This is a genomic window from Halomicrococcus pelagicus, from assembly GCF_051917725.1.
Classification (GTDB): domain Archaea; phylum Halobacteriota; class Halobacteria; order Halobacteriales; family Haladaptataceae; genus Halomicrococcus.
The window spans coordinates 236,396-262,284 of sequence record NZ_JBQBLX010000007.1 but is presented as its reverse complement, the minus strand read 5'-3'; the positions used below and the strand labels follow the sequence as shown (position 1 = coordinate 262,284).

Below are 25,889 nucleotides of genomic sequence, written 5' to 3'. Positions count from 1 at the left end.
TCCTCTGCGTACTGTGGGGGGTTCAGACGTCCATTCCATCGGCAGCCACAGCGGTTACTCTGGGTCACCACCAGTGATATCGATCAGTAACTGTACGTCTCGACTCGAGTTCCTGCATCGTCAAAGACGTACACTGTATCGCCGGAGTTGTTCCAGATCGGCGACCCGCTCCCCCAGTACAGATCGCTGGCGGTATCCGTTCCACTCCCCGTATGTAGCGTCACTGTCGCACCAGCATCGAGTGAGAACCCATCGGGGAACGCGTACGTGTGGCCCGCTGCGTCCTCGACGGTGTAGCCAGTGCAATCGAGCGTCGCACTGCCCGTGTTCTCGAAGACGACGTACTCGTCGTTCAAGTTGCTCGAGTCACTGCCCGCAGCGTCAGCGTGGACGCTCTGGACATCGATTGCACCACTTCCCGACGAGGATGGATACGACTGCTCCGTGACGAGCGACCCCGTATCGTCGTAGACCGAGCACGTGTCGCTGTCGTTGTTCCAGACTGACGACCCGTAATTCCAGTAGAGGTCACTGTCGGTGTCCGTTCCACTCCCCGTATGCAACGTAACGGATGCCCCCGGCGTCAGCGTATACCCGCTCGGGAACTCGTAGGTATGACCCACCGCGTCCTCGACCGACCATCCAGTCAGGTCGAGATCACCAGTCCCCGTATTCTCGAAGACGACGTATTCGTCGTTCAGGTTGTCTGCGTCCGTCCCGGCAGCGTCCTCGTGGATTTCAGCAATAGAGAGCGCACCGGCCCCACCGACCGACGGATACGCCGAGAATATAGGATAGCTGGTGTCGAACACGGTCGTCGTCGGGAGCGAGGAGTCGGCGTTGACGTTGTTCGTCGAGTCGGTGACAGCATCATCGTTGAGACGCAGGTGCGTGCCGAGCGATGACGCGATCTCGTTCAAATTCGTCACGGCGGAATCGGGCGCGTTGCTCGCCCCCATCAGAACGACCGCCCCACCATCGTCGACGAACCCCTGGACAGCGTCGAGTTCGGTGCTGGTGAACGACTGTGGCGGCGTGGTCACGACGAGAACGCGGCCACGAGAGAGGTTTGCCGTCGTCAGTTCGTTCACCTGCTCGAACGCGATATCGAATCCCTCGAGATGACGTTGATAGTACGCTGCATCCTCACTGGAGAGCGCGAAATCGTCGCCGAACTGGTTGTGTCCTCCATCGACGAGCACCTGACCATCGCGATGAGAGAGGTAGTCGATGAGGTTCGTCAGGACGACGAAGTTCTCGTAGGATGCGGTATCGACCGCAAAGCCTTCTTCCTTCTCGTAAGTCTCGTCGATGAGCAACCCGCCGACCACTGCGACGCCAGCCGTCTCGTCGACGCCGACCAGCGGCAGGTCGCTACTCCCGTAATCGTACCCACCGGTCACTGACTGAGTGGCCGACGACTCAGCGACGACTGCGACGTCACTGTCTGGAACGGCGCCGTCGGTGGTTTTGACCGTCGTCGCTTGCGGGAAAAAGAGGTCGTCTGCGTCGCGGTTCCGATACTCTGAGGAGTCAGCCGGGTCGCTATCAGTCCAGACACGGCGGGCGTTCGCCTGCGCATCAGCCTCGGCGTCGTAGAACGACTCGTGGTTCGTGAACGACGAACTGTAGAGGCGGGCATACCCCTTCCGGACCATCTCGTAGTTGTAGAACGTATTCCGAACGCCATCACCCGACGCATCGTAGTGGATGTAGCCGAGCAGTCGGTCGTAGGCATCGAAGATGCCCGCCTCGCCGTCGTCGAAGGACAGGTCGATGCGAGTACTACTCAACTCCTGGCTGGCGTACTCGGACGCGTTCGCCCCCCACGTCGCGAGATAGTCGAGACTCTCGATGCCTTCCCATTCCTCTTCGCGCTCGTACCGTTGGTACGCCGCTTTCTCGGGCGTGTCGATGCCGAGAATCCGAATCGTCTCTTCGCGGCCACTATCGAAGCGCACGTCGACAGTGTCACCGTCGTTGACGTCGATAACCGCGACGTCGTGCGTTACATCCGGGTCGATCTCCATCCCTGGCCGATCAGTGAAGTACTCGAAAGCGGTGTTGTACTGGTCGGTCGTAGGTTTGTAGTACGCGCCACCGTTGTTCGTGTCGTCGGTCACCTGGTCGTCGTTGAACCGGAAGGCCAGTGATAGATCGCTGGCGATGTCGTTGAAGTTCGCGGTCTCGTCGTGGTTCGAGTAGTCCGCTCGGTCGTGACAGAACAGTACTCCGCCATCGGCGACGAAGCCGGCGAGCGATTGCTTTTCGGAGGATGTGAACGCCGTCGCAGGGCCAGTGATCCATGCAGCATCAGCCGACGAGAGGTCCGACGCAAGCGTCGACGTAGCTTGGACCGTATAGCCGTTCTCCTCGGCGTAGTTCGCCATGTTCGAGAAGTCAGCGAGCGAGTGATACTGGTCGTGACCCTCGTCGTAGAGGACAGTTCCACTCCCGCCAAGATGCGTGTCCCAGACGTTCAGCACGAACTCCTCGTTCCCACTCCTGAAGTTCGCATCGTTCGAGACGAGCGTCGCACCGAATCCGACGACATCGCCATCGACAGCGACGACCGGGATAGCCGTCGAATCACTGTAGCGTGTCGCATCACCATTCCCATCCGCGTCTTCGTTCGACGCCGTGCTCTCAGCCCACACTGCAACCTCTGTCTCGTCGGTCAGCTCACCGCCGCTTCCATCGAGGAGACTAGCTGTCGAGTCGAACTCGAGAGAGTCGATTGTCGTCGTCGCTGCTCGTGCACCATCGAGTAGTTCACGTGACGTTGTACTCCCTGCAACTGCGAGACCGAACGTGCTGAGAAACTGCCGTCGTCGCATGATAGAAACCTGGAGTAATTCACCATAAATACCGGGGTTAGTAGTATAAATTCAAACCTTTCTTTCATGTGCCGGGATTTTTGGCAGTTTCCATACAGTTCCCACGAAGGAGTTGCAGACGAGCGATCCAGTCCTGTCCGCACACCGTGTTCGTTGAGCAACCGGTGAACGATCCAGGGCGGTAAGAAGAGTTGTCTGTGGCTCCCCCGGATGACTCGTAGACGATGTTTCCTCGTCGCGATGGATGCTACGTCGTACTTTTCCGAGACGGGGGCACACCTCCGATGGCCACTTGGTTGCGATTTAGCTCCCCGTTCTCTCTTTCTGCTTCGTCGTCTCGTTCAGTAGGTCGGCAATCGCCCGACGTTTGAGGAGTATAAATCCAGTGAAGACGACAAAGAAACCGGCGATTGTAAGGGGTGTAATGGACTCTCCCAGGGCGATAACTCCCACTATCGTGGCGACGACCGGGATAAGATAGGAAACCAGTGACGTTTCGAGTGCGCCCCGGACCTCCAGGAGAGTGAAGTAGATGAAAAAGGCGATAGCGGTGGCAAAGATGCCGAGATATGCGACAGCAACACCGGCCTCGAAAGACGTCGGAAGTGAGAACGACTCGCCAAGACTGACGCTGACGGCATGGAGGAGAAGCCCCCCAAAGAACATCGACCAGCCCGAGAGAGCAGCCTTGTCGAGCGTTGGACCTACCCGTTGAATGAGAACGCCTCCCAGCGCCACGCCTGCAACTTGGACAAAAACCAAGAGTCGGCCGACGATCTCGCTTCCGAGCAGGTGAGCGGGATCCGGGCGCACGATCAACCCGACACCGAGAAATCCCAACACGATACCGACAGCGCCAATCATCGAGACGCGTTCCTCTGGTAGGAAACCCAGCGCCCACAGTGACGTCATGATCGGGAGTAGACTCTGCAGGATAGCCGCCATTCCGGTAGACACGGTCTGCTGGCCGATAAAGAGGAATGCATTCGACCCGACGAGGAACACTGCGCCGGCGAGAACGGCACTAACGTTCGCACGATCGGTCGGTCGCCAGGTAGTGTTAGCGACGGTCGCATAGCCAAGCAGGAGGACGGCGGCGACGTCGTATCGGAAGGCAGCGAGAAGCACCGGTTCGAGCGATTCGAGTCCGACGGAAATCGCGAGAAACGAAAGCCCCCACAAGATGGCCAGACTCCCGAACAGTCCGACAGTAGCAAAACGATTGTTCACACCCCATCGGATGGCCGCTGTACTGTTATTCTTCCTGATTCTGTTCTACTCGAAAACGTACTCCAGTCCCTTACGCCACCTCGTTTGGCGAAGCAACGTGCGTACGCTACGATAACTCAAAGTACCGTCTACTCGCCGATTCACGATGGTCCCACTCCCGGTACCACCGAAACGTACTTATCGTAAGGGTAGAAATAGTGGTTACAAGTTACATCTCTACAATCAGTTTCGCTGACGTAGTAGGTGAGAACGAGTCGAAGACGGAGTGTTGGTTTAAACATATGGATAGCTACCATCCATTCCCGTGGAGGAAACAGCTGGTCTGGATTTTTGAGCGGGTGCGGATCATTCCACCTACAACTATTATATAGGATAGCAACTAACCTCTCTTCGATGCCCGTCCAACGTTCTGATAGTGAAGCGGAAAGCCAGGATCGGTTTGAGGACCTATCAATGCGGGTGGCGATGGGTAGTTACAAGCCTCTGACGGACGATCTACTGCAATTGATGAAGCAGCTAGGCGTTGAGGACGTACTGCTCACTCCGCACCGTCATTCCGGATTCGATTCGGCAATGCCAATGGGGCGAGCCTGGACGTACGATGAAATCACATCTGTACAGGACCGTATCGAATCACACGGACTTCGTCTGTTTGCATTCGAGAAGATGCCGATTCCCTTGTACGAGATTCTGCTCGGAGACGAGAACCGTGAGGAGAAAACTGAGGCAATCAAGACGACGATTCGGAATCTGGGTCGGGCCGGTGTTCCTGTTCTAGGATATAGTGGCCATCCACCAGACGGGGCCGTCCGTACCTCTCGAACAGTAGAGATACGCGGTGGTGCCGAAGCATCCTCATTCTCGGACGAGGATATCGATGACGAGACGTTGCTCTACGACCGAGAGTACGACGAAGAAGAGATTTGGTCGGCGTACGAAGAGTACCTCTCAGAGATACTCCCTGTCGCTGAGGAGGCAGGGGTTACACTCGGTGTCCACCCCAGTGATCCTCCTGTGGAGGAACTAGGCGGTGTTCCTCTTCTGTTCCGGAATTTCGAGAACTTTAAACGCGCGATGAATCTGGTTCCGAGTGACAACCATGGCCTCAAGTTTTGCCTCGGATGTTGGTCGGAGATGGGCGAAGAAATCCCAGACGTCCTTCGACACTTCGGCGGCGAAAATATCGTGTACGTCCACTTCCGTGACGTTGTCGGTACTGTCCCGGAGTTCCACGAAACGTTTCTCGACGACGAGGCCAGTAACTTCGACGAGTTCGAAGTCATGGAAACCCTCCAGGACATCGGCTTTTCGGGCGTGATGACGCCCGATCACGTCCCGGCTATGGAAGGAGACACCGACTGGGAGTTCGGGAGCGTCACAGGCCGTACGTACACTGTCGGCTACCTCAAGGGTCTCTTGAAAGGCGTCCAGGCACAACAGCGGTAGTCCCCAGAGAGCCTGGAACCGACGACCCGGTTCGTGCACCCAATATTTATTATCCGTCTGGAGAATGTGTTACAGGATGTCTAAGAGCGTCTATTTCGCAGCTCCGTTATTCACGGAAGCAGAGTTAGAGTTCAACGAACGCGTGTGCGGCATGCTCGAAGCGGAAGGACACGACGTCTTCCTTCCTCAGCGGGACGGTCTCGAGAGCAACGTCCTCGTTGAGGATAAGAGTGAAGAAGAGGCGATGCAGGAGATCTTCGAACTTGATCGGCAGAACGTGCTGGACGCGGATATCGTTACGGCCACGCTCGACGGCCGTGTCCCTTCCGAGGGCGTCTGCGTCGAAATGGCGTTCGCCTACGACCACGACATTCCCGTTATCGCGCTCAAGACTGACCGACGCACCTTCGGTCGGCAAGAAGAGTACAATGCCATGCTGCATGGGTTGTTCCAGCAGCGGGTCGATACCCCTGAGGCACTTGTTGAAGCGGTCAACAAACACGACGCTGGGCAGTCGGGCCAGTAGCGGACAAGAGACCGTTTCTCAAGCCCTCTGTAGCGCTGTCAGAGAGGTAGTTTCGTCCAGAGAATTCGTCGCTCTACCCTCGACAGTGCACACCTAACATTTGGCAGAGTATAGCATCATTTTAAGTAGTGGGTGGACGTGATTGCTACACATGGACGTATACTTCGCGGGTCCATTGTTCAACCAGGCGGAACGAGATTTCAACGAACGAGTGTGTGGAATGCTCGAAGCAGAAGGCTACGACGTCTTCCTTCCGCAGAGAGACGTCGGCGATATTGGCGAACTGGAGGTGATGAACGATGAAAACGCTACGACCGAGGATGTACTCCAGGAGATCTTCGAAATCGACCGCAATGGCGTCCTCGAGGCAGACGTCGTGACAGCAACCCTCGACGGTCGCGTCCCATCCGAAGGGACAGTTATCGAGGCAGCTATCGCGTACGAACACGATATCCCCGTCATCGGCCTGAAAACGGATCGACGTGTTTTCGCCAGGGACGAACCATACAATGCGATGGTCTACGGTGTTCTCGACGAGATCGTCGAAGAGCCAGAGGACCTGGTTGCTACAGTCAACGAGTATGCCAACCGCTCTGCAGAATTTACCGAGTAGCAACTACTCCGTGCGGGCCGGCTATCGATATTTGTGTGAATAGGAGTTGCACGGTGTCTCTCCTCAGTTGGATACTACGATTCTAAATTCAGTATCGTTCTCGACCCTCACTGTAGGCAAGCATGGAATTATCGGTGAGTGTCTGTCGTTGACGTACATGCCTGCGAGTTTCTTTCTCTCCCGTTGTTCTCGACTCTGACCAGTAATTTTAATAGTTAAAGAGGGAAACCACCTGTGTGGTAGTCAATGGCAGACAGTACCAGTGATACGACTAGCAGGTTCGGATCGCTTAAATCGCAGATCGGCTCCGATTTCTCATCAACGACGACGTGGGTCCTGATTCCAGTCGGCATCGGATTGAACGCCGCAGGTGGTTTCATCGCTAACACGCTGAAACTCCCGCTGTTCCTCGACAATATCGGGACCATCTTGTTGGCCATCCTGGTCGGACCGTGGGCAGCTGCACTGACCGGCGGACTGAGTAACGTCGTCAGCGGAATGATCGGAAATCCGATACAGATGGCGTTCGTAATGTCACCCATCGCCATGGGACTCGTGGCCGGTTTCCTCGCTCGCCGAGGCTTGTTCGAAAACGCAAGAAAAGTCGTCATCGCCGGAGTGCTGGTCGGGCTCACGTCAGTGGTCTTTTCAGTCCCGGTCGTCGTCGTCGTCTTCGGCGGCGTAACGAGTGCCGGCATGAGCGTCGTTACGAGTCTCTTCGTCGCATCTGGCCTCAATATCGCGGTAAGCGCCTTGCTCTCTCAGTTGATCGTCGACATCGTCGACAAAACTATCATGGCGTATGCAGCCTATCTGATCGCGGAAGCAGTCCCGCAGCGCTACCTCCCGATGCAGGGCCAACAGGCGCTCTCCTGAAACCCCGCCAGAAACGGATTATTTTCAGCCGGAACCCAGCAGCCGTGGAAAGGGTTCTACTAGAAATATCGCGGGTAACGACGATTAGGTGGAAATAGTCGGAGAAAGATTTGGTTTACCTCGACGAGCTGCCGTGCGAATGCGGGAAGTTACTCCCCGAACGAACGCAGCGATTCGAGGACGGTCTGGGCGTACCGCTCACCGTCGACGCCAAGTGCGACCTCACAGTTCGGCGACTGCTCGTAGACGCCGTGCTCGTCGTAGATCGTCGCACCGTTCGAGGGACCGCCCGTCGTGTCGATCTCGACGTACGCCTCCTCGAACTCCAGCGCATCGTTGACGATGTCGGCGAGCACGACAGCATCGCTCGCGAGACCACCGTCGTGACCGAACTTCGAACGCACCTCTTCGATACTGAACTCGAGGATAGACGCCATGGTGGAGAGGGGTGCAGGCTCCTCGGCGAGGGCACGGATATCTTCGGTGTCGACGTACACGTGCTCGGTCACGTCGAGTCCGACGACCTTCGGCCGGCCGTCCTGGACGACGCGAGCAGCGGCCGGGGCGTCAGCATAGAAGTTGAACGACGCTTGCGGTGTCACGTTCCCCGTCGTCTTCAGGGCTCCGCCCATCTGGTAGATGTCGCCCACCATCTCCGGAAGAGCCGGCTCTTTCGCGAGTGCGAGCGCGAGATTCGTCTGAGGGCCGACGGCTGCGATCGTCAGGTCGTCGCCGTGCTCGCGAGCCTGCTCGATGATGAAATCGACAGCGTGGGTATCGATTGGGGTCGTACTACATTCGGGGAGATCTGCTCTGACTTCTTCGGGAAGACCGCCGGGCCCGTGAACGTGCTCTGCAGTTTCGAGTTCGTCTGCAAGTGGACGCGAGGCCCCTCGTGCGACTGGCACGTCGGTGCGGTCGACGTACTGGAGGAGTGTGAGAGCGTTTTCGGTCGTGTTCTCGATCGTCGTGTTCCCCATCACGGTCGTAACGCCGACGAGGTCGACCTCGTCGGAGCCGAGCGCGATGAACAGAGCGATTGCGTCGTCGTTACCTGGATCGACATCTAGCAGTAGTTTCTGGCTCATAGTGGATCTCGTTGTGGTTGTGGTAATTATCTTCTGGTTCGTAGTTATTTTGCTTCGATCGCGTCGAACAATTCGTCTACGGACATAACAGGTCCCACGCCGAGCTTCAAGCCGAATTGGGTTACGGTCGGTGGATGGACGTTCGAGCGAGCAAGGGTTTCGGGGTCGCCGAGCACCGTTTGCGTGTCCCCGTCAGCGATCGCTGACCCCTGCGAGAGCAGGATTGTCCGGTCAGCGTGTTCGCGAACGAAGTCGATGTCGTGCGTGATGACGACGACGAGCTTGCCTCGATCGACGAGCGTCTCGACGGCGTTGCCGAGACACTGCCGACCCGGGGCGTCCTGTCCACTCGTTGGCTCGTCGAGGACTATCACGGGCGTGTCCATCGCGACGATGGACGCCGCAGCGACTCGTTTGCGCCACGGCTCCCCGAAGTCGTAGGGGTTCTCTTCCCGTCGCTCGGTGAGTTCGAACAGTTCGAGCGCACGTTCGGTCTGCTTCTCGACCTCGTCTTCGTCGTAGTCCAGATTTCTGGGACCGTACTCTACTTCCTCCTCGACTGAATTGTGGAATAGCTGGTCGTCGGGATTTTGGAAGCTTAGACCGACATCGTGTGCGAGTTCCGCGACCGTCGCATCGCGGGTATCCGTGCCTCGCACGTACACTGCACCCTCGGTCGGACTGAGGAGGCCATTCAAGTGCTTCACCAGCGTCGACTTCCCCGCGCCGTTTTGTCCGATCAGACAGACACACCCATCCTCGAGCGAGAACGAGACGCCGCTAAGCGCCTCGACGCCGCTTTCGTACGTGTGGTGGAGATCGTCAAGGACGACTGGCTCGTCGCGATCGCTCCTGTTCGAGGACGACGGTCGGTTGATCGTGCTCCCGTCACTCCGTGTTTCTACTGCGGCATCCCCGCTAGGCGACGCTGGTGCCGGGACGAGGCGTTGGAGTTCGGTGAGACATTCCGTTTCCGTCAGCGGCACTGGTTCGTCCTCCGGAATAGCTCCAGCCGTGCGGAGACGATGACCGATTTCGATAGTCGTCGGGACCGGGATAGGGAGGTCCGTTTCGACAGCACGGGTAAGGATCGCTCGTGGCGAGTCGTCGAGGCGGATCTGTCCGTCCTCCATGTACAGCAGTCGATCCAGATGTGGGGCGAGCTGTTCGAGCTCTTGACTGACGATGATGACCGTGTACTCCTCGTCGTTCATGTCGCTGACGATATCGAACACTTCCTCGGTGCCTTCGGGGTCGAGCTGCGCTGTGGGCTGCTGAAGGACGAGAATCTCGGGTTGCATCGCAATGACCGACGCGATGGCAACCCGTTGGCACTGGCCACCGGACAACTGCTGGGGGTCGCGGTCCATGAGGTCTTCGACGCCAATGACGGCGAGCGCTTCCTTCGCGCGCTCTCGCATCTCCCGGCTGGTGAGGCCACGGCTTTCGAGTCCGAACGCAACCTCTTCGAGCACCGTCGACGTCGCGCCAGTCATCTGGTCGTACGGGTTCTCGAAGACGAATCCGATTTTCTTCGAGAGTTCACCGATAGACTGCTCACTCGTTGGCGTCCCGTCGACCGTTGCTGTCCCGGAAAGGTCTCCGTTGTAGAAGTGCGGAATCTGTCCGGAGAGAAGCCGGCAGATCGTCGCTTTGCCTGCTTCACTTGGTCCGGTGATTCCGACGAAGCTCCCCTTTTCGATGGCGAGTGAGGTGTCGGTAACTGCATACTCGTCGTCCGGTTGCGTCTGGTACTGGAACGTAACGTCTGATAGTTCGAGTTGGCTCATGCGACAATCCTCCATGCAAGTGTGGCGATGACGGCACCACCGGCTATGTAACGTAACGCCTGTTCACCTGTCGAGTCGGGAATGTCGTAGAGGAACGTCCGCTGCCCCGTTGCTTCGAATCCCCTTGCATTGAGTGCGAGTGCGCGTGTGTTCGCGACGATAAGGGTGCTGATGAGCAGTGGGGCCATCAATGCCGTTATCGATTGAAGTCTCGTTCGGAGGTTCGCTTTCGTGTCGAGTCCGCGCGCCTGCTGGGCCTCCGTGATCGATTGTGCTCGGTCGCGCATCTCCGGGATTATCTGGAGCGACGCCACGAACACGTACGCCAGTTTGTTCGGAACACCTTTCTCGATGAGAGCGATACGGATGCGCTGTGGTTGTGCCGTAGTGGCGAGAAGGAGAAACGCCAGGATTAGCACCGAGATACGGAGGAAGATGAGTCTAGCCGATACGAACCCCTGCTCCCAGATGGTAACGGGACCAATCGAGAGGAGTGGCGTGACTTTCTTCCCTGGTGCCAAGATACCCTGAACGAGGAGCAGGAAGAAAGCGAACGGTAGGGCAACGACGCCATAGAGTCGTAGCACTAGGTTATGGACTCTGGCGATGAAGACGAACCCAAACAGGGCGACGGCCAGTACCAGTGCGACTCGGTAATCGGGGGCGATGAAGACGATGAGCGAGAGACAAACAGCGAGGATGATTTCTGTGACGGGGTTTAGCCGGTGGAGAACGCTCTCGCCGGGTTGGTATATTGATGTGTCCTTCTCAGCCATGGTTTAGTGTTCGGGTGAAAGTATGCTGGTTGTGGGCAGTGCTCCGTCGTGCCATACCATATCGTGTCTCAACTACGAATATATATCTTGCCCCTGTGGTGGGAGGAAACGGGTGGGTACGGACTTCCCGATGAAGTATGCGACGAACGTCGAGCCGCCCTTGTCGACGAACTCAACCGCCAGTTGGGCCGAGGCCGCACTTTCGATGAGGCTCCGGCCGCTCGCGACGAGCGTCGCGGTGACGAGGCTAGTCCCGGAACTGGTGACACCGCCGAAGACGAGAACGACGATGGGCGTCGCAATGATCCAGGCAACGAACGTCAAGACGACAGCCGGAACGACTGCTTTCTTGACGCTGTCGAACCAGCCGCGACGAGCCAACACGCCCGTTACGAAGCCAATTACGATTGGGACTGGCATGAATGCAAGTTGGACGGGATTCCCGAGCATCGCCTGAACGATGTTGGCTAACGCTCCCGTTACAACCGCCGCCCAAGGCCCGGCAAGGATACCGATGAGCATCGTCCCGATGTTATCGAGGAACAACGGGAGTTTCAGCGTGCTAGCGATGAATCCGCCGATGGCGTTGATACCGATACCGATCGGGATCAGGACCCACGTCGTCGTTGTGAAATCTGCTGATACGCTTTCTTGGAGCCGTTCGATACGGCTGTTCGAGTCGGCTGTGGCGCTCATAGTTGATACGCTGTACCATAACAATGTATAACGACAACAATTAAATATTGGGGTTAGTCTCAGTTGCCAATTCGCTCCAAAAAGAAAAGGATATTACAGCTCGTTGACCGTACGAACCGTCACGAAACCATCGAAGCCGAGAATGATCGACTGCGCCATCTCACCGAACAGTGCCTTCCCCGCCGGCGACCGGCTCCTATTCGCGACGTACACGTGATCACAGCCATGATTCTCTGCCACGTCGATCACCTTCGCCGAAGGTCGCGTATCCTCGACGGAATCACCGACGGATGTGTACGTCACCTGCAGGGAATCGAGAACATCGGCCCCAGCCGACGCCGCAAAGTGAGCGGCCACGTCAGCCGGGGTCTCTCCCGGTCCACTGCTGGCGTCCCGGTCAACCCACGACTGCATCCGATCGACCGACGCATAGTCACTGCCGTCGATGACGAGCGAGAGGATGACGACCTCTACATCAGCCGTGGCAGCGATAGCTCCAGCCTCTTCGAGGAGTTCGAAGTCCGTTTCCGACGGTCCGACGATTGCGAGTATCTTGTCCATGTATTCTTTGAGAGATTCGTCAGAGCAGCGCCTCCAAATTCGACAGCACGATCTCACGACAGCGCTCGACGTCGACATCCAGCGCGACCTCACAGTTCGGTGACTGCTCGTAGACGCCGTGCTCGTCGTAGATCGTCGCACCGTTCGAGGGACCGCCCGTCGTGTCGATCTCGACGTACGCCTCCTCGAACGTCACTGGATCCCCGAGGATACTGGCAAGTACGACTGCGTCGCTGGTGATGGAACCACCCTCGGCGACCACACCGTCAGGGCCCTGTGCTTTGTATTCCAGGATGTCTGCGACAACGTCGCCAAACGCTCCTTGATTACGGAAGTCCTCTCGCGCCGCCGGCAGAAGATACGCCGGTTCGGTCACGTCGAGTCCGACGACCTTTGGCCGGCCGTCCTGGACGACGCGGGCGGCGGCCGCGGCGTCAACATAGAAGTTGAACGACGCTTGCGGTGTCACGTTCCCCGTCGTCTTCAGCGCCCCACCCATCTGGTAGATGTCGCCCACCATCTCCGGGAGTTCGGGTTCAAGTGCCATCGCGAGGGCAATATTCGTCTGGGGGCCGACGGCAGCGATCGTCAGGTCGTCGCCGTGTTCGTGAGCCTGTTCGATGATGAAATCGACGGCGTTAGTGTCGACGGTGTCGGTCGACGGGTCAGGGAGTGCTGCTCGGACGTTCTCGGGAACACCGCCAGGGCCGTGGATGTACTCGGCCATCACGAGGTCGTCCGCGAGTGGACGTGACGCCCCCTGCGCGACTGGCACGTCGGTGCGGTCGACGAACTCCAACAGCGCGAGGGCATTTTCCGTCGTGTTCTCGATCGTCGTGTTCCCCATCACCGTGGAAAGCCCGACGACCTCGACATCGTCGTTCCCAAGCGCCATCAGAACTGCGAGTGCATCGTCGATGCCGGGATCGACGTCCAGAAGTAACTTGTCCGTCATGGAGTCACCGATCCTCCGGCGGAGCGTCCCACTCCTCGCCGTTGTCTCGTGGTTCGTAGCCGATAACCTCGCGAGCGTGGTCGATATCGAACCAGCGGCGGTCGTTGTCGCTGACGCCATAGAAGACGTCGAATTCGACGTCGTCGTCCTGTAGACAGCACTCGACCTGATGGGCCAGATCCCGCCGAGACTGCCACATCGCCTTCATCCGGGCGACCTTCTCCTCGTACTGGTCACTGCCACGTTCCCAGTCACCGTCGTCAACGCCGTGTTCGGCATCGCCATACGGATGGTCGTACTCTTCGTGACGCACCGAGCAGATTCGTAGCGCGTAGAACTGCTCCGGAGCATCGTAGTTCTCGACGTAGTACCGTCCGAGGTCCTCGTCGAAGGATTTCGACGAGCCATAGTAGGAGTCCGGACGCCGGGGAGACGTGTGATCGACGGTGAGATCGAAGTCTTGCTCGTAAATCTCGGGACTGAACTCGACCTCGTACATCCCGACGACGTGGTTCGTCGACCCGAAGACGAACTTCGGCACGCCGGCGTCCTTCGCCGCTTCCAGCGTGTTGTACATTCCGATGATGTTGTTCTCGAGTGTTTCTTTCCACGTCCCGTCAGTTTCAGGGTAGCCCGCGAGGTGGATGACGGCGTCTTGATCGTCGAACGCGGGCCGTATCTCGTCGTAGTTCGATACGTCAGCGACGACGGTGTCGAAGCCATCACGGTCCGAACGATTGAGGTACGTGAACTCGTACTCGTCGCGGTCCGCCAGGTGATCGATAATCGCAGTTCCTACCCGGCCGAACGGTCCAGTGAGGAGGACGTTGGTCGTCATAGCTTACGTGCTATCGTTTCTCACCCCTGCGTCAAAAAGGTTCAGGTGCCAGCGGCAAAATAGTATTATAGCCCGCGTCCACATTCGTGAACGATGCCGTCGGAAACCGAACTCGAATACTACGGCCTGTCGTCGTTCAGCATCGAACACGAAAGCACACATCTACTCGTTGATCCATGGCTTACCGAACCGGAGTGGGTCGACGTGGAGATCTCCGACTTCGCCGACGTCGAGTGTATCTTCGTCACACACGGGGCCTACGACCATCTCGGAGACACCGCTGCTATCGCAGAAACGTCCGGCGCCCGGGTGTTCACCGAACCTGCCGTCGCAGACCATCTCGTCGACGAAGGGCTACCGTCCGAACAGGTGGAGCGAGTGATCTGGGGTAACGAGTTCGATATCGACGGTATCGGCGTCCGCATCCTCGAGACTCGTCACCTCTCGTATTTCGAATCGGCGAACCAGCGATTGTCGGGGATGCCCATCGGATTCCACTTCGAATTCTCGGACAGCAGCCTCTACTACGTGGGGGACACGTCGCTGTTCAGCGACCTCGAACTGTTCGTCGAACAGAACGATCCTGACGTAGTGATGCTTCCCGTGGGTGGCGCTCCGGGGGACCGAGCCCCGCTTCCCCCGCGTGATGCGGCGACAGCTGCATCGTGGTTCGACGTCGAGCGTATCGTACCGGTACACTACGTCCCCGGCAGCGATGAAGTAGACGAGTTCGAGACCGAGCTGGCCGCTCGCACTGACGGTGAGTTACCATCCGTCACCGAGTTAGACGTGAACGAGCGACTCGAACTCTGATTCGAGAACGGTCCGGAACCGTCGCTTAGATGCGGAACTCCTCGAGTGCGTCTCGTTTGAGTTCCACACCGTGGCCGCTACGGTCCGGCAGCTGGATCATCCCGTCCTCAGGTTCGATCGGATATTCGAGGACGTCGTCGAACGCCTTGACGTCCGAGTCCCTGTAGAAGTACTCGATCCAGAGTCCGTTCTCGATGGCCGCGAGGAGCTGGATGTGAAGATCCCAGTTGTAGTGGGGTGCAACGGGAATGTCGTGACACGCGGCCATGTTGGCGACGCGCATCCACTCGGTGATTCCACCGACGACCGTTACGTCGGGCTGAATGACTTCGACGGCATCTTCCCGGAGCAGGTCGGCAAAGCCGTACCGACTGAACTCGAGTTCTCCACCGGCGACGGCGTAATCGAGCGATTCGTTGACCTCGCTGTAGAGGTCGAGACTATCGGGCATAACCGGCTCCTCGATGAAGTACGGGTCGTACTCATCGAACGCCCGGCACGAACGTACCGCCTCCTGTTTGTTCTTCCACTTCCCGTTCGCGTCCATGAGAAGGGTGCGATTCGGCCCGATCGCCTCACGAGCGACCCGAACCCGCTCGACCTCCTCTTCCAGCGGTTGCCGGCCGACCTTCATCTTTACCACGTCGTGGCCACGGTCGACGTAGCGTTCCATCTCCTCGCGAAGCCCTTCGAGCCCCTTGTCCTCGCGGTAGTACCCGCCACTAGCGTATGCGGGAACCTCTTCGGCGTGACCACCGAGGAGTTTGTAGAGCGGCATATCCGCGGCCTTCGCCTTGATATCCCAGAGAGCGATGTCGATACAGGAGATCGCGCGCAGCATCACGCCTTTACGACCGATCTGTACCGTCCCATCGAACATCTCTCGCCAGAGGCGTGACGTGTCGCGCGGATCTTCACCCTCTATCATCGGGGCGAGGACGTCTTCGACAGCCTTGGCAACGACGTCCGCACCGCCGTAGCCGAGCGTGTATCCCACGCCTTCGGTGCCGTCTTCTGTTCGCACGTAGACGACCGCGTGATCTCGCTGTTCGACGACGCGAGTTGCGAACGCGACGGGCTCGTCGAGCGGAATCGATACGGCAAAGCTTTCGACTTCTGTGACTTTCATGGTTGGATTCTCTGTTTCGATCGTTTGGGTCGATTGTTCGTCGGTGTTTGCTTAGACAACATCAGCTACAACGCTACCAACACCGTCGACTTCGGCGCGAACCTCGTCGTCCGGTGTTATGTGAACTGCTCCTGGTGTCCCGGTGGAGATAACGTCGCCTGGCTCGAGCGTCATCACCTTGGAATGGAACGAAACCAGTTCTCGTGGCGGCGTCATCATGTTCCGCACGCCGTTCTCGGCGACAACTTCGTCGTTGTGTATCGTCCGAACCGTAAGATCGTCGAGCAAGCCGACCTCGTCGGACGTAAGCAGCGATGGTCCGAACACGAGGAAGGTGTCGAAGCTTTTCGCCCGGGTCAGGAACCGCGGGTTCCGGTTCAGTATGTCTTCCGCCGTCATGTCGATGACGGGAAGATACCCTGCGATGACGTCGTCCACTTCGTTCTCGGCGAGATTCGAGCACGTCCGCCCGATGACGACCGCGAGTTCAGCTTCGGCGGTCACGTGGTCGGTGATGTCCGTCGGCGGCAGCCGGATCGGACCGTCTGGACCCGTCACGGACGACGCGGGTTTCATGAAACTCGCCGGTTCAGTGGGACGGTCCTCGTCCAAGTCCGCAGCGTGGTCTGCATAGTTCAGCCCGATTCCCCAGAGCTTGCCAGGGCGTTCCAGCGGTGCTGCGATCGACAACTCCGCTGCCGACGTGCGCTGTGCAACAGCGTCATCCGGCGTCGGTAGGTCGCCAGAGGCCGCTCGTGGAAGCGCGTCTTTGACGGAGGTGAGCGATGGGTCTGCAGACGAGAGGGGGACGAACCCCTCTTCGTCACCGAGTAACGGCGTACCGTCTGTCGTGCGTGCTAATCGAGGCATACGCTCGTTAGAGGTTTGAAGCTCCCTGTCCACCGTCGACAGGAATCGCAGTTCCGTTAACGAAACTCGACTGTTCGGAGCTGAGGAATGCGACTACCTCGCCCAGTTCCATCGGATCCCCGATACGCCCGAGTGGGTTTCCTTCTCCTTTCGCAGCCAGTCCTTCCTCGTAGGAATCGTATTCGCCGCGTTCGACGGCGTCCTCGATGAGTTCCTGTTGGCGTGCAGTCTCGTGAGGTGCAGGCAGAACGGCGTTTGCCCGCACCTCCGGTGCCAGTTCTTTCGATAGTGTCTTTTCGAGACCGACGACACTCATGCGAACGGAGTTCGAGAGCACGAGTGAACCGATCGCTTCCTTGACGCTACGGGAGGTGATGGTGACGATCGTACCGCCGTTGCCTTCACGAAGAGGGTCCGCAGCTTCGCGAACGAGGCGGACGACGCTCATCACGAGCAGATCGTAGGCGTCGTACCAGTCTTCGTCGGTCATTTCGAGAAACGGACCGCTCGGTGGTCCACCCGAGTTCGTTACGAGGTGGTCGAGTCCTCCGAACGTATCGACGGTGCGGTCGACGAGCCGTTCGATGTCGTCTGGGTCCGTGAGATCCGCTCGTACTCCAACGACTTCGCCGTCGGCGACGTCTCGAACGTCTTCGACGGCGTCTTCGAGTCGGTCTTCGTCACGACCGTTGATGACGACGTTTGCACCTTCGCTTGCGAGTGCTTTCGCTGCAGCTTTTCCGAGGCCGCTACTGGATGCCGCAACCAGAGCGGTATGCCCATCTATTCCATAGTCCATCGTTAGCAGTGGGGACATCGGACACCGACGGGATAAAAATTTCCCCTACGAAATGGTGATTAGGCGATTTAGCGATGCTTACAGGAGGCTTCGAGAGCCCGGGTTTTCGAGTTCAGATATTGTGTGTGGTTTATACCGAAATGCTGAGCTGGGAAGACTGTTTAGCGAAGCTAAATAATCTTTATGTGGGTGAATGCCAATCGGGCAAATATGAAACAAGCAAAGAACCCCGTGATGGCCGTGGAAACTACTACCCGTATACTGAATCTAATACACGAACGTAACGGAGCCAGGATAAGCGAAATCGCGGAACAGCTCGATACGACCAGAGCCACGGTACACAATCACCTTTCGACCCTCGAACAGGCTGAACTGGTCGTAAAAGAGGGAAACGAGTATCAGCTCGGTCTCCGATTCTTCACCTTCGGTGAGCACGTCAAAAACCAGCAGACGATCCTCAACGTTGGCGCTGCAGAAGTGGACAAACTCGCCGAAGAGACGGGTGAGCTCGGCAATCTTCTCGTCGAAGAACATGGCCGAGGAATATATTTGCACCGTGCGAAAGGAGAGAACGCACTTTCTCTGGATACTGGCGTGGGCGCTCGCGTCTACCTCCATCAAACAGGCCTGGGCAAAGCAATTCTAGCGCATCTCCCGGAGGAGTACGTGACCGAGATCGTTAACCAACACGGCCTTGCACCGAGTACCGAAAATACGGTCAGTAATCGCGAAGAGCTTTTCGAGACGCTCGAAGACGTTCGAGAGCGAGGATACGCGTACGACATGGAAGAGAGAGCAAAAGGCATTCGCTGCGTGGCTGCACCAGTCATCACTAACGATGACCGGGTCCAGGGTGCTGTCAGCGTAGCAGGCCCGGCGAGTCGTATGGAGGGGGACCGTCTTCACGATACTGTCCCCGAACTCGTAACTCGCGCTGCGAACGTTATCGGAATCAATCTCTCCTATTCCTGACCCATTTAGTAGAGCTAAATTGGATCCGATTCTAAAGAGCAATGACGCGACGATTGGAGTCACCCCACACGTGGACGGAACCGTGTACCGGGCGAACTCCCTGACCACCTGCGCCTCGATCCAGTCGACGCCATCCGGAAGTGGGGGAAACTCCTCGTGAACGTTCTCTCAGTGCTTCCCAACGTCGTCGCGGGCCGCCGGTTCGTCTTCAACCTCGGCGATTTCACTTTCGCCATTGTTGGGCTAGTTCGCTTCCTGTATGAGGTCGGCGACGTGACTGGAACTGTCCTGTTCGGCGTTCGTGTATCGCCGGCGAATTCGTGGCGGGTCGTCCGGAACTCTTCGAAACGCGTCTCGGTCGTCGCCCTCGGATTTCTGGTGCTCAAGGCTGCACTTGACCCGCTTCGGTTATATTACATTCCCAGCGTTGTAATAGGAGTTTGCAGCGTTCGGAGACAGACACAGCCGCCATCTTCGAAGAGCTCGTCGACTGGGTACGATCGCTCGCACGGGTCGTAAGTCCTCGTCGTCACCCGCCGAGGGCACTTCGAGTTGCTCGCCCCTCCTCGTCAGTTCGTACGTTCGTTCTATCCGTCGAACGGTGCGGGGAACTGGGGCAGCCTCGAAACGCCGTTCTGTCAAACATTACAGCACTAGCTTTGTAAAGGCCAACGGGTCGCTTGTCGCTGAGAGAGGGAACGCAACTATCGATGGTGGACCGTTTCGTAAGTCCCGAAACAGCCTCAGTCGTCTGCTACACCGCAGTGAAGCATTGATGGCGGTGACAACCGAGAGCGACGGTGGCCGGTCGTGTCGACCTGTCTGTTCATGAGTATTTCAGATTCAACTCGAGTTCGTTCGCCGTTCCGAGTAACAGGTTCGGAATGTCCCGGTTGAACCATTCACCTTTCATCCGGTGACTCGGTCCGGAGACGCTCAGTGCCCCGACCATTCTGCCGGAACTGTCCTTGATTGGAACGCCGACCGCTCGAAGTCCCTCCGTACTCTCCTCCCTGTTAACCGCGAACCCCTGCTCGCGGATGGTGTCCAGTTCGTCGAAAAGAGTAGCCCTGTCCGTGATGGTATTGTCCGTCAGGGCAGGCAGTCCCCACTGGTCGAGAATCTGGTTGGTCTGTTCCTCGGGGAGGTTCGCAAGCACCACCTTTCCAGCGGCGGTCGCGTGGAGATGGATCCGCTTACCGAGGCCGGAGTCGGTCCAGACCGCTCTACTACCGGTTTCCCTGTGGAGGTAGACGCCGCGGCCGTGTTCCTCGACGATGAACTGACATCGCTCCTCCGTTTCCTCGGCTAGTTCTCTCACCTTGGGTTCGATAAGGTCGAACGCCTCCTTGCGTTCCTTCGCAGCCTCGCCCAGTTTGAGAAAGCGCGAGGCGAGTTGGTACTCGTCACCTTCCTGCACCACGTAGCCCATCTCGTACAGCGTTGCGAGGTGGCTATGTGTCGTACTGTTGGCGAGTTCCAGGTGCTCGGCCAGCTGCGTCACTCGCGCTCCGTCGAGTTCCTCGAGTCCTTCGATGATAGCGAATGCAGTTTCGGTCGCCTTGACCGTTCGGCCGCCCGTGTCACTTCTTGGCATGCCTGTCTCCTGGTTCTACATCCAACTACTTATAGTTCGGCCCTCGTGAACCGATATTCGCGCCGATACGGGGGGTTTCACCGTACTGTTCCCGGGGTAGCGCAGCGAAACTGCCGAGCGAGCTTCGAAAGGCAGGATATCGACCCACGTACGCCTCGATTCGGCAACGGCGAAACGATACTGGCCTCGTTCCGACTGCGCGTTCTACGATACTCCGGCGAGGCGGCCAGACGAACCGGAAAAGACCATTCTTCTACTGGCGTTCGGGGCGGTAGCGTGTGCCGTTCGACTCGGCGATGGCGAACGAGGCTTCTCAGTCGAGGTCTTCGGGCTGAGTCCCGACCCCTTCGATCCACCCTGGAGGCGTGGCGGCACTCGGTTGGGCGTGTTCGCGTTTCAGTACCATCGGCGTTCGTTCGAGCGACAGTACCAGTTCGTCGTGCTGATTGTACGCTCGCAACTCGGTCGTCACGATGCCGACGTGGTCTCGGGACTCGCTCTCCCGCTTGTCCACGACTTCGCTTTCCGCGAAGATAGTATCGCCGTGAAACACCGGCGCGTGATGTCGAATATCGTCGTAACCGAGGTTCGCGGTCGCGTTCTGGGAGACGTCGATGACGCTCATGCCGACGGCCAGCGCGATGACGTACGTTCCGTCGACGAGCCGCTCGCCGAACTCGGTCTCCGCGGCGTACGCCTCGTTGAAGTGCATCGGATTGAGGTTCATGCTGACGTTCGTGAACCAGACGTTGTCGGTTTCGGTCACGGTCCGCCCGTAAGGGTGTTTGTAGATATCCCCGACATCGAAGTCCTCATAATAGCGTCCTTGCCACCCCGAGACGAGCTGTCGGGAGTTCGCATCGTCCTGGACGGAAGCGTCCTCGTCGTCGGCGTCGGAGCTGTCGGTATCCACCATCGTACCGATTACATAGCTAACTGAGGCGGTACTAAAACTTTCGCGGGGGACGTTAGTACGAGCGAGGCAGTCCGAGCACCTTCTCCCCGACGTAGTTCAGCACGAACTGCTGGGTTATCGGAACTAACCGCGTGAGTCGCGCCTCACGGAAGTACCGCTCGACGTCGTATTCGGTCGCGACCCCGAACCCGCCGTGGGTCTAGACCACGGCGTCGGCGGCCTCGAAAAACGCCTCCGCCGCGAGGTACTTGGACATGTTGGCCCGCGCGCCGAGTTCGTCGCTCGACTCTGCGGTCGCATCGGCGGCGTCGTACGTCATCTGTTTGGCGGTCCAGTGCAGGAGGGCGTCCGGAGTTCGGTCGACCTCCGATCTCACGGCTCCCACCACGAGCGACGCGTCCCGTCCGTCGCAAGCACCGGCGCGACCCGCGAGTACAACGTCGAAGCGTTTCCGAGTCTCGACTGAGTTGGGCCGGGAGAGTCGGGGCCGGCCGACTAGATGTCGAACACGTCGAGGCCGGTCCGCTCGTCCAGTCGATGCGTGAGCGACGTCTCGCCGAGAGTCACGAGCACTTCGAACGTCCCCGAGACTCTGGCCCCCGAGCAGTGGCCACCGAGCGACTCGAACGCGTCGTTCGCCACTTGAATGTGGGTGTGTATCTTGTCCGGTCCGATATTTCCGAGGAAGCTCGTCACCTCGAACTGGCCCGTGAACTCCTCCTCGCTGTACTCCTGGGCGTCGACGTCGTAGTGGCCCAGCGTGACCCGGTCGACGGCCCCGATGCCGGTCAGAAAGCCGTTCTCGATGTCGTACTCGTCGCGCAGCGTCTCGAGCGAGTCGAGGACTTCCTCGCCGGGGTCGAGGCGAACGACGATTCGGTCGTCTTCGCGTACGTGATCCATTGTTCCGTTCGCCATGATGGTCACCTCCCACTTCGTAGTACCGCTTGCGAGTCGGCCCGCCGTCGTCAGTGGCGAACGCGAAGAACGGTCTCGAAGCTCAGCCGAGGTCGGGCCTGGAGCGTTCCGTCTCCTTGGCGGTGATGAACTCCAGCAGGACGGGCGTCCCCTCCCTGGTCTTCTCGACGCCACGCTCGATGGCGGCGGCGATTTCGGCGGGGTCTCGATGCGTTCACTGTAAGCGCCGAGTCCTTCAGCTACCGTTCCGAAATCGCCGCCGAACGGCGTCTCGTAGCCCGCCATCTCGAAGTTGTTCAGCAGGATGGAGAGGACGGGGATGTCGTAGCGAGCGTCGGTTTCGAGGTCGAGTCCGGTCATGCCGATGGCACCGTCGCCCCAGACGTTGACGCAGAGCTTGTCCAGGCGTTCTCCGTGCCGGGGCCGTGCTGGCAGGCGAACACGCCGACTTCGTCGCCCGGGGTAACCCGGCTCACGGCGTCAGCCATGTGCACGCCCGTCCGCTCCTGGCGGACGATTGTCGTCTCGATGCCGGCGTCCTCGACGGCTCCGGTGTCGAACAGCGGGTTCGACGGCAATCCGAAGAGGTAGTCGACGCCCTCGGCGACGAGTACGACGAAGACGTTCCCCACCCCGTAGAGAAGTTGGCGGCAGCGCTCGATTGACGACAGTCGTCACCGCACCAGCGCTCGGTGGGACGGCTCTCCGGTGATACGCCAGGGTCACTTCGCGGACAGTCCCGCGAATTCGGGTAACGTGCACGCGAATCTATCGAATAGCGGGTCGACAGTACCACCGCAGACGTCGACAGAGAAAAACGGACGCGAGTTCGTGCGCTCCTTTTTCACGTAACCGACCGCCGTCCGCGAGAGAGACGACACCGCCGAGATGCTGCGGAAGGCCGCGCAATTCCGTGAAATGCAGGCCCCCGACGTCTGAGTGCCCGACACCGAGGACGACGGCCATCTTCATTGCGGAGTCGGTCCAATCAACGAACGATGCTCCAGACAGCCGACGCGTTCGAATACGAGCACCGCGGCTGCGACCTGATCTACGGCCGCGGATGCGTGGACCGACTGGGTGGCTACCTCGCGGAGCGCGACCTCGACCGCGCCATGGTCGTCTGTGGGTCGAACGTCGGGTCCAACGAGGACCTGATGAACCCGGTCGAAGAAGGACTCGGCGAACGTCTTGCCGGCGTCTTCGACCGGACGACATCGGAGAAACGGGCCGAGACTGCCTTCGAGGTCATCGACGAGATGCGCGAGCGAGACGTAGACGTCCTCGTCGGCGTTGGAGGCGGCAGTAGTCTCGACATAGCCCGGCAGGCTAGCGTTTTCGCTCGGGACGGTCGTTCGCTCGCAGACCTCCGTGCTGGGGCGCGCAAAGGGGAACTCCGTTCGCCCGATTCGGACGACGAGCGTCCGCCGGTAGTCGTCGTCCCGACGACGTTCGCGGGCGCGGACGTGTCGAGTGGCGGGTCGGTCGAGGTCCTCTCGGCGGTGGAGTCACCGACGGACCAACCGGTGAGCGTCAGCGGATCCGCGATGCCGGTCGCTGACTTCGCCGACCCGTCCCTGTTCGAGACGACGCCCGCGAGCGCGCTGGCCGGTTCGGCGATGAACGGTTTCGACAAGGGGCTCGAGACGCCGTACGCCCGGGACGCGAACCCCATTAGCGACGCAACGGCAGTACACGGGATGCGGCTACTGAGCGACGCACTCCCGCGGGTCGCCGGTGACAAAGGGCCCGCCGACGCCGGGACGATCGACCGGGCGGTGGCCGGCTCGCTACTCGTCCAACTCGACCGGAAGATCTCGATCGTTCACGCTTTCGGACACGGGTTCGCCCGTCGGTACGCTGTCCAACAGGGAGCGGTGCACGCGGTTGTCGTCCCGCACGTTCTCCGGTACCTCTTCGCGGAGGTGGATGCGAACCGTGCCGCGCTGGCGAACGGGTTCGGAATCGACTCGGCCGACCGCTCCGATGCCGAGTTGGCCGACGCGGTCATCGACGCGGTCACCGAGTTGCGAGATGCACTCGCCGTGCCGACGCGTCTCCGGGAACTCCCCGAAACGCGGCGGGAGGACGTACCGGCGATTGCCGAGTTCATCGTCGACGATTCGCCGATGAATCGTGTGCCGGCGGGACTGGACCCGAACGTCGAGGACATCGAGGCAGTGCTCCGTGATGCCTGGTAATCGTAGACTGGCCAGCGAAAGTCCGGAACGACGCTGGCGCCGAATACACTCGGTCGAATCGGATCGGAGGTTACTGCACACGGTCACCGGTGAGATACGACGTTCGTGCGTCGTCCCCGTCTCGTAGAGGTCCGGCCGAATCGTCGACGAACAGGAACACCGAGGCCGGAAAGTATAACAGGAGCGTCGAAGTCAGGTTAACGCAATCCACCATCGAATGGTATCTGCCAGCACTGTCCAGCCGAAAGGACACGTCGAACACACGGTCGGTTCACTGCGCGGTGATGGCCGCGGGTGGGCACTCGTCGCCATCGCACTCGGATGGCTGTTGATTCTGGGAACGCGCATCACGATTCCAGTACTGTTGCCCGGGATAAAGACGACGTTCGCTATCGACAACGCAACCGCCGGATTTACCATCACCGTCATCTGGACGGTGTACGGCCTGTCGCAGTTCCCGGCCGGTCTTCCGAGCAATCGCATCGGCGACCGGAAGGTGCTCATCGCCAGCCTGGTCGTCATGACGGTGAGTGTCGGCGCGCTCGCCGTGGTGTCCTGTGTTCGTTGTATTTTGGAGCGCTAGCTCCGTTGCCCTCTGCTGGTGACCGTGACCGAGTGAGGAGGACCGCACGACCTTCGGCGGCGACCACCCTGCAAAGGTTACAGTATTTTCGTCGTTCTCCGTACCTGGGTATTCGCTCAAGTTTGTGTATGGTCGACAGGTTTCATAGTCACTTATACGTATCGTCCGCCAAGCATCCGTATGCCTCCCGTACACGTGCTCGTCCCACTGGACGGATCGCCGCTGGCGGACGAGGCGTTGACGCACGCTCTCACAGTCTTTGACTGTCGAGTAACTGTGCTAAACATCGTCACTCCGTTGGACGCCACGATGAGCGAGGGCGGCATACTGGAACCGGACGAAAGGCGACGGACGACCGCACGGAAACGAGCCGACCGGCTGATCGAGCGCGCCGAAGATCGGGCAGCGACTGAAGACCGGACCGTAGAAACGGTCGTCGAGACGGGTGATCCCGCAGAGACGATTCTGGAGTACGTCGAGAATCGTGACGTCGATCACGTCGTTATGGGCGGGCACGGCGGCGAGCGCGGAGACGCTACCCGGCGGCTGTTGGGAACCGTCGCCACGGCCGTCGTCCGCGAGTCGCCCGTCACCGTCACCGTCGTCCGATAGCTCGGAAGCGTTAGCGGGTATCTCTAAAAGCGCCTTCCTCGCTGTTAGTATACTGCACTAACTCGATACCGCCTGGTCGATTCTACCCTCTCCGCGGTACGGAATTTCGGCCAGCAACCGGCCGTTCGCTGGTGGAACCCCATTTCGTGCTTCCCCGAGGGCGTCGGTTCGGTCGAATCCACTTCCGTTTATGGATATAACCGGAAGTAGGTCGCACACCACCACTTCCGATGAAGCGGGCCACAAC

General features: G+C 59.1%; 26 protein-coding genes and 1 pseudogene. 10 read left to right on the top strand and 17 right to left on the bottom strand.

The annotated features are described in order from the left end of the window. Window positions 1–83: 83 nt before the first annotated feature. Both ACTF4R_RS19125 and ACTF4R_RS19120 read right to left on the bottom strand, forming a co-directional pair. On the bottom strand, window positions 84–2,657 hold the full coding sequence (locus ACTF4R_RS19125; protein WP_440009833.1) for a lamin tail domain-containing protein: 2,574 nt from the start codon (window positions 2,655–2,657) through the stop codon (window positions 84–86). 483 nt (window positions 2,658–3,140) lie between these two features. Continuing rightward, a complete protein-coding gene (locus tag ACTF4R_RS19120; RefSeq protein ID WP_440009830.1) occupies window positions 3,141–4,067 on the bottom strand; it encodes a DMT family transporter in 927 nt (308 codons plus the stop codon). Between the two features lie 393 nt (window positions 4,068–4,460). On the opposite strand from ACTF4R_RS19120, the gene ACTF4R_RS19115 reads away from it, so the two are divergent. The 4 genes from ACTF4R_RS19115 (at window position 4,461) to ACTF4R_RS19100 (ending at window position 7,528) form a co-directional block, all read left to right on the top strand. Then, complete coding sequence (locus tag ACTF4R_RS19115) at window positions 4,461–5,513, top strand: mannonate dehydratase (protein WP_440009828.1); 1,053 nt, start codon at window positions 4,461–4,463, stop codon at window positions 5,511–5,513. 76 nt (window positions 5,514–5,589) lie between these two features. Further along, window positions 5,590–6,039 (top strand): nucleoside 2-deoxyribosyltransferase, encoded by a 450-nt coding sequence (locus tag ACTF4R_RS19110; protein WP_440009826.1) that lies wholly within the window; start codon window positions 5,590–5,592, stop codon window positions 6,037–6,039. 151 nt (window positions 6,040–6,190) lie between these two features. Next, complete coding sequence (locus ACTF4R_RS19105; protein ID WP_440009823.1) at window positions 6,191–6,652, top strand: nucleoside 2-deoxyribosyltransferase; 462 nt, start codon at window positions 6,191–6,193, stop codon at window positions 6,650–6,652. Between the two features lie 246 nt (window positions 6,653–6,898). Next, window positions 6,899–7,528, top strand: coding sequence for an ECF transporter S component (locus tag ACTF4R_RS19100; protein ID WP_440009822.1), 630 nt, complete (start codon window positions 6,899–6,901; stop codon window positions 7,526–7,528). A 149-nt stretch (window positions 7,529–7,677) separates the two neighbouring features. On the opposite strand, the gene ACTF4R_RS19095 is transcribed toward ACTF4R_RS19100, so the two are convergent. The 7 genes from ACTF4R_RS19095 to ACTF4R_RS19065 form a co-directional block, all read right to left on the bottom strand. After that, window positions 7,678–8,616 (bottom strand): nucleoside hydrolase, encoded by a 939-nt coding sequence (locus ACTF4R_RS19095; RefSeq protein ID WP_440009819.1) that lies wholly within the window; start codon window positions 8,614–8,616, stop codon window positions 7,678–7,680. Window positions 8,617–8,660: 44 nt separating this feature from the next. After that, the gene (locus ACTF4R_RS19090) at window positions 8,661–10,406 is read right to left on the bottom strand and encodes an ABC transporter ATP-binding protein (protein ID WP_440009817.1); all 1,746 of its coding nucleotides are present in this window, start codon (window positions 10,404–10,406) and stop codon (window positions 8,661–8,663) included. Continuing rightward, the gene (locus ACTF4R_RS19085; protein ID WP_440009816.1) at window positions 10,403–11,182 is read right to left on the bottom strand and encodes an energy-coupling factor transporter transmembrane component T family protein; all 780 of its coding nucleotides are present in this window, start codon (window positions 11,180–11,182) and stop codon (window positions 10,403–10,405) included. The genes ACTF4R_RS19090 and ACTF4R_RS19085 overlap by 4 nt, the downstream gene beginning before the upstream one ends. 72 nt (window positions 11,183–11,254) lie before the next feature. After that, window positions 11,255–11,878, bottom strand: coding sequence for an ECF transporter S component (locus ACTF4R_RS19080; RefSeq protein WP_440009813.1), 624 nt, complete (start codon window positions 11,876–11,878; stop codon window positions 11,255–11,257). 93 nt (window positions 11,879–11,971) lie between these two features. After that, entirely contained in the window at window positions 11,972–12,439 is a 468-nt protein-coding gene (locus ACTF4R_RS19075) for a universal stress protein (protein ID WP_440009810.1), read from the bottom strand. Window positions 12,440–12,458: 19 nt separating this feature from the next. Next, the gene (locus ACTF4R_RS19070; protein ID WP_440009809.1) at window positions 12,459–13,514 is read right to left on the bottom strand and encodes a nucleoside hydrolase; all 1,056 of its coding nucleotides are present in this window, start codon (window positions 13,512–13,514) and stop codon (window positions 12,459–12,461) included. Then, a complete protein-coding gene (locus ACTF4R_RS19065) occupies window positions 13,399–14,232 on the bottom strand; it encodes an NAD-dependent epimerase/dehydratase family protein (RefSeq protein WP_440009806.1) in 834 nt (277 codons plus the stop codon). The genes ACTF4R_RS19070 and ACTF4R_RS19065 overlap by 116 nt, the downstream gene beginning before the upstream one ends. A gap of 93 nt (window positions 14,233–14,325) precedes the next feature. Between ACTF4R_RS19065 and ACTF4R_RS19060 the strand changes: the two genes are divergently transcribed. Then, window positions 14,326–15,045 (top strand): metal-dependent hydrolase, encoded by a 720-nt coding sequence (locus tag ACTF4R_RS19060; protein ID WP_440009804.1) that lies wholly within the window; start codon window positions 14,326–14,328, stop codon window positions 15,043–15,045. A gap of 25 nt (window positions 15,046–15,070) precedes the next feature. On the opposite strand, the gene ACTF4R_RS19055 is transcribed toward ACTF4R_RS19060, so the two are convergent. The 3 genes from ACTF4R_RS19055 to ACTF4R_RS19045 are packed head-to-tail and all read right to left on the bottom strand — an operon-like array spanning window position 15,071 to window position 17,843. Beyond that, on the bottom strand, window positions 15,071–16,174 hold the full coding sequence (locus tag ACTF4R_RS19055; protein WP_440009801.1) for a mandelate racemase/muconate lactonizing enzyme family protein: 1,104 nt from the start codon (window positions 16,172–16,174) through the stop codon (window positions 15,071–15,073). Window positions 16,175–16,225: 51 nt separating this feature from the next. Further along, complete coding sequence (locus ACTF4R_RS19050; protein ID WP_440009939.1) at window positions 16,226–17,044, bottom strand: fumarylacetoacetate hydrolase family protein; 819 nt, start codon at window positions 17,042–17,044, stop codon at window positions 16,226–16,228. 7 nt (window positions 17,045–17,051) lie between these two features. Further along, window positions 17,052–17,843, bottom strand: coding sequence for an SDR family oxidoreductase (locus tag ACTF4R_RS19045; RefSeq protein WP_440009937.1), 792 nt, complete (start codon window positions 17,841–17,843; stop codon window positions 17,052–17,054). A gap of 210 nt (window positions 17,844–18,053) precedes the next feature. On the opposite strand from ACTF4R_RS19045, the gene ACTF4R_RS19040 reads away from it, so the two are divergent. Together ACTF4R_RS19040 and ACTF4R_RS19035 are read left to right on the top strand one after the other, a co-directional pair. After that, entirely contained in the window at window positions 18,054–18,815 is a 762-nt protein-coding gene (locus tag ACTF4R_RS19040) for an IclR family transcriptional regulator (RefSeq protein WP_440009798.1), read from the top strand. Window positions 18,816–18,971: 156 nt separating this feature from the next. Beyond that, window positions 18,972–19,334 carry a hypothetical protein gene (locus tag ACTF4R_RS19035; protein ID WP_440009795.1) on the top strand — a complete coding sequence of 121 codons (363 nt, stop codon included), beginning with the start codon at window positions 18,972–18,974 and terminating at the stop codon, window positions 19,332–19,334. A 307-nt stretch (window positions 19,335–19,641) separates the two neighbouring features. Here ACTF4R_RS19035 and ACTF4R_RS19030 read toward each other — a convergent pair whose 3' ends face one another. The 5 genes and pseudogenes from ACTF4R_RS19030 to ACTF4R_RS19010 form a co-directional block, all read right to left on the bottom strand. Beyond that, the gene (locus tag ACTF4R_RS19030; RefSeq protein ID WP_440009794.1) at window positions 19,642–20,412 is read right to left on the bottom strand and encodes an IclR family transcriptional regulator; all 771 of its coding nucleotides are present in this window, start codon (window positions 20,410–20,412) and stop codon (window positions 19,642–19,644) included. 313 nt (window positions 20,413–20,725) lie between these two features. Next, a complete protein-coding gene (locus ACTF4R_RS19025) occupies window positions 20,726–21,328 on the bottom strand; it encodes a MaoC family dehydratase (RefSeq protein WP_440009791.1) in 603 nt (200 codons plus the stop codon). Between the two features lie 52 nt (window positions 21,329–21,380). Continuing rightward, window positions 21,381–21,656: pseudogene (locus ACTF4R_RS19020) on the bottom strand (acyl-CoA dehydrogenase family protein); the annotation flags it as partial. Between the two features lie 167 nt (window positions 21,657–21,823). Continuing rightward, window positions 21,824–22,231 carry a PPC domain-containing DNA-binding protein gene (locus ACTF4R_RS19015; protein ID WP_433627783.1) on the bottom strand — a complete coding sequence of 136 codons (408 nt, stop codon included), beginning with the start codon at window positions 22,229–22,231 and terminating at the stop codon, window positions 21,824–21,826. 371 nt (window positions 22,232–22,602) lie between these two features. Continuing rightward, entirely contained in the window at window positions 22,603–22,878 is a 276-nt protein-coding gene (locus ACTF4R_RS19010; RefSeq protein ID WP_440009789.1) for a thiamine pyrophosphate-binding protein, read from the bottom strand. Window positions 22,879–23,244: 366 nt separating this feature from the next. On the opposite strand from ACTF4R_RS19010, the gene ACTF4R_RS19005 reads away from it, so the two are divergent. From ACTF4R_RS19005 to ACTF4R_RS18995, 3 genes are all read left to right on the top strand, one after another. Next, entirely contained in the window at window positions 23,245–24,447 is a 1,203-nt protein-coding gene (locus ACTF4R_RS19005) for an iron-containing alcohol dehydrogenase family protein (protein ID WP_440009786.1), read from the top strand. Between the two features lie 217 nt (window positions 24,448–24,664). After that, window positions 24,665–25,030 (top strand): MFS transporter, encoded by a 366-nt coding sequence (locus ACTF4R_RS19000; RefSeq protein ID WP_440009785.1) that lies wholly within the window; start codon window positions 24,665–24,667, stop codon window positions 25,028–25,030. Window positions 25,031–25,210: 180 nt separating this feature from the next. After that, a complete protein-coding gene (locus ACTF4R_RS18995) occupies window positions 25,211–25,642 on the top strand; it encodes a universal stress protein (protein ID WP_440009783.1) in 432 nt (143 codons plus the stop codon). The last annotated feature ends 247 nt before the right edge of the window (window positions 25,643–25,889 follow it).

What these genes read in the sequence shown, in the direction of transcription:
- ACTF4R_RS19115 (WP_440009828.1), top strand. Translation starts at nt 4,461, where the DNA reads ATGCCCGTCCAACGTTCTGATAGTGAAGCGGAAAGCCAGGATCGGTTT.
- ACTF4R_RS19110 (WP_440009826.1), top strand. Translation starts at nt 5,590, where the DNA reads ATGTCTAAGAGCGTCTATTTCGCAGCTCCGTTATTCACGGAAGCAGAG.
- ACTF4R_RS19105 (WP_440009823.1), top strand. Translation starts at nt 6,191, where the DNA reads ATGGACGTATACTTCGCGGGTCCATTGTTCAACCAGGCGGAACGAGAT.
- ACTF4R_RS19100 (WP_440009822.1), top strand. Translation starts at nt 6,899, where the DNA reads ATGGCAGACAGTACCAGTGATACGACTAGCAGGTTCGGATCGCTTAAA.
- ACTF4R_RS19095 (WP_440009819.1), bottom strand. Translation starts at nt 8,616, where the DNA reads ATGAGCCAGAAACTACTGCTAGATGTCGATCCAGGTAACGACGACGCA.
- ACTF4R_RS19090 (WP_440009817.1), bottom strand. Translation starts at nt 10,406, where the DNA reads ATGAGCCAACTCGAACTATCAGACGTTACGTTCCAGTACCAGACGCAA.
- ACTF4R_RS19085 (WP_440009816.1), bottom strand. Translation starts at nt 11,182, where the DNA reads ATGGCTGAGAAGGACACATCAATATACCAACCCGGCGAGAGCGTTCTC.
- ACTF4R_RS19080 (WP_440009813.1), bottom strand. Translation starts at nt 11,878, where the DNA reads ATGAGCGCCACAGCCGACTCGAACAGCCGTATCGAACGGCTCCAAGAA.
- ACTF4R_RS19075 (WP_440009810.1), bottom strand. Translation starts at nt 12,439, where the DNA reads ATGGACAAGATACTCGCAATCGTCGGACCGTCGGAAACGGACTTCGAA.
- ACTF4R_RS19070 (WP_440009809.1), bottom strand. Translation starts at nt 13,514, where the DNA reads ATGGCGTCAGCGACAACGACCGCCGCTGGTTCGATATCGACCACGCTC.
- ACTF4R_RS19065 (WP_440009806.1), bottom strand. Translation starts at nt 14,232, where the DNA reads ATGACGACCAACGTCCTCCTCACTGGACCGTTCGGCCGGGTAGGAACT.
- ACTF4R_RS19060 (WP_440009804.1), top strand. Translation starts at nt 14,326, where the DNA reads ATGCCGTCGGAAACCGAACTCGAATACTACGGCCTGTCGTCGTTCAGC.
- ACTF4R_RS19055 (WP_440009801.1), bottom strand. Translation starts at nt 16,174, where the DNA reads ATGAAAGTCACAGAAGTCGAAAGCTTTGCCGTATCGATTCCGCTCGAC.
- ACTF4R_RS19050 (WP_440009939.1), bottom strand. Translation starts at nt 17,044, where the DNA reads ATGCCTCGATTAGCACGCACGACAGACGGTACGCCGTTACTCGGTGAC.
- ACTF4R_RS19045 (WP_440009937.1), bottom strand. Translation starts at nt 17,843, where the DNA reads ATGGACTATGGAATAGATGGGCATACCGCTCTGGTTGCGGCATCCAGT.
- ACTF4R_RS19040 (WP_440009798.1), top strand. Translation starts at nt 18,054, where the DNA reads ATGAAACAAGCAAAGAACCCCGTGATGGCCGTGGAAACTACTACCCGT.
- ACTF4R_RS19030 (WP_440009794.1), bottom strand. Translation starts at nt 20,412, where the DNA reads ATGCCAAGAAGTGACACGGGCGGCCGAACGGTCAAGGCGACCGAAACT.
- ACTF4R_RS19025 (WP_440009791.1), bottom strand. Translation starts at nt 21,328, where the DNA reads ATGGTGGATACCGACAGCTCCGACGCCGACGACGAGGACGCTTCCGTC.
- ACTF4R_RS19015 (WP_433627783.1), bottom strand. Translation starts at nt 22,231, where the DNA reads ATGGATCACGTACGCGAAGACGACCGAATCGTCGTTCGCCTCGACCCC.
- ACTF4R_RS19005 (WP_440009786.1), top strand. Translation starts at nt 23,245, where the DNA reads ATGCTCCAGACAGCCGACGCGTTCGAATACGAGCACCGCGGCTGCGAC.
- ACTF4R_RS19000 (WP_440009785.1), top strand. Translation starts at nt 24,665, where the DNA reads ATGGTATCTGCCAGCACTGTCCAGCCGAAAGGACACGTCGAACACACG.
- ACTF4R_RS18995 (WP_440009783.1), top strand. Translation starts at nt 25,211, where the DNA reads ATGCCTCCCGTACACGTGCTCGTCCCACTGGACGGATCGCCGCTGGCG.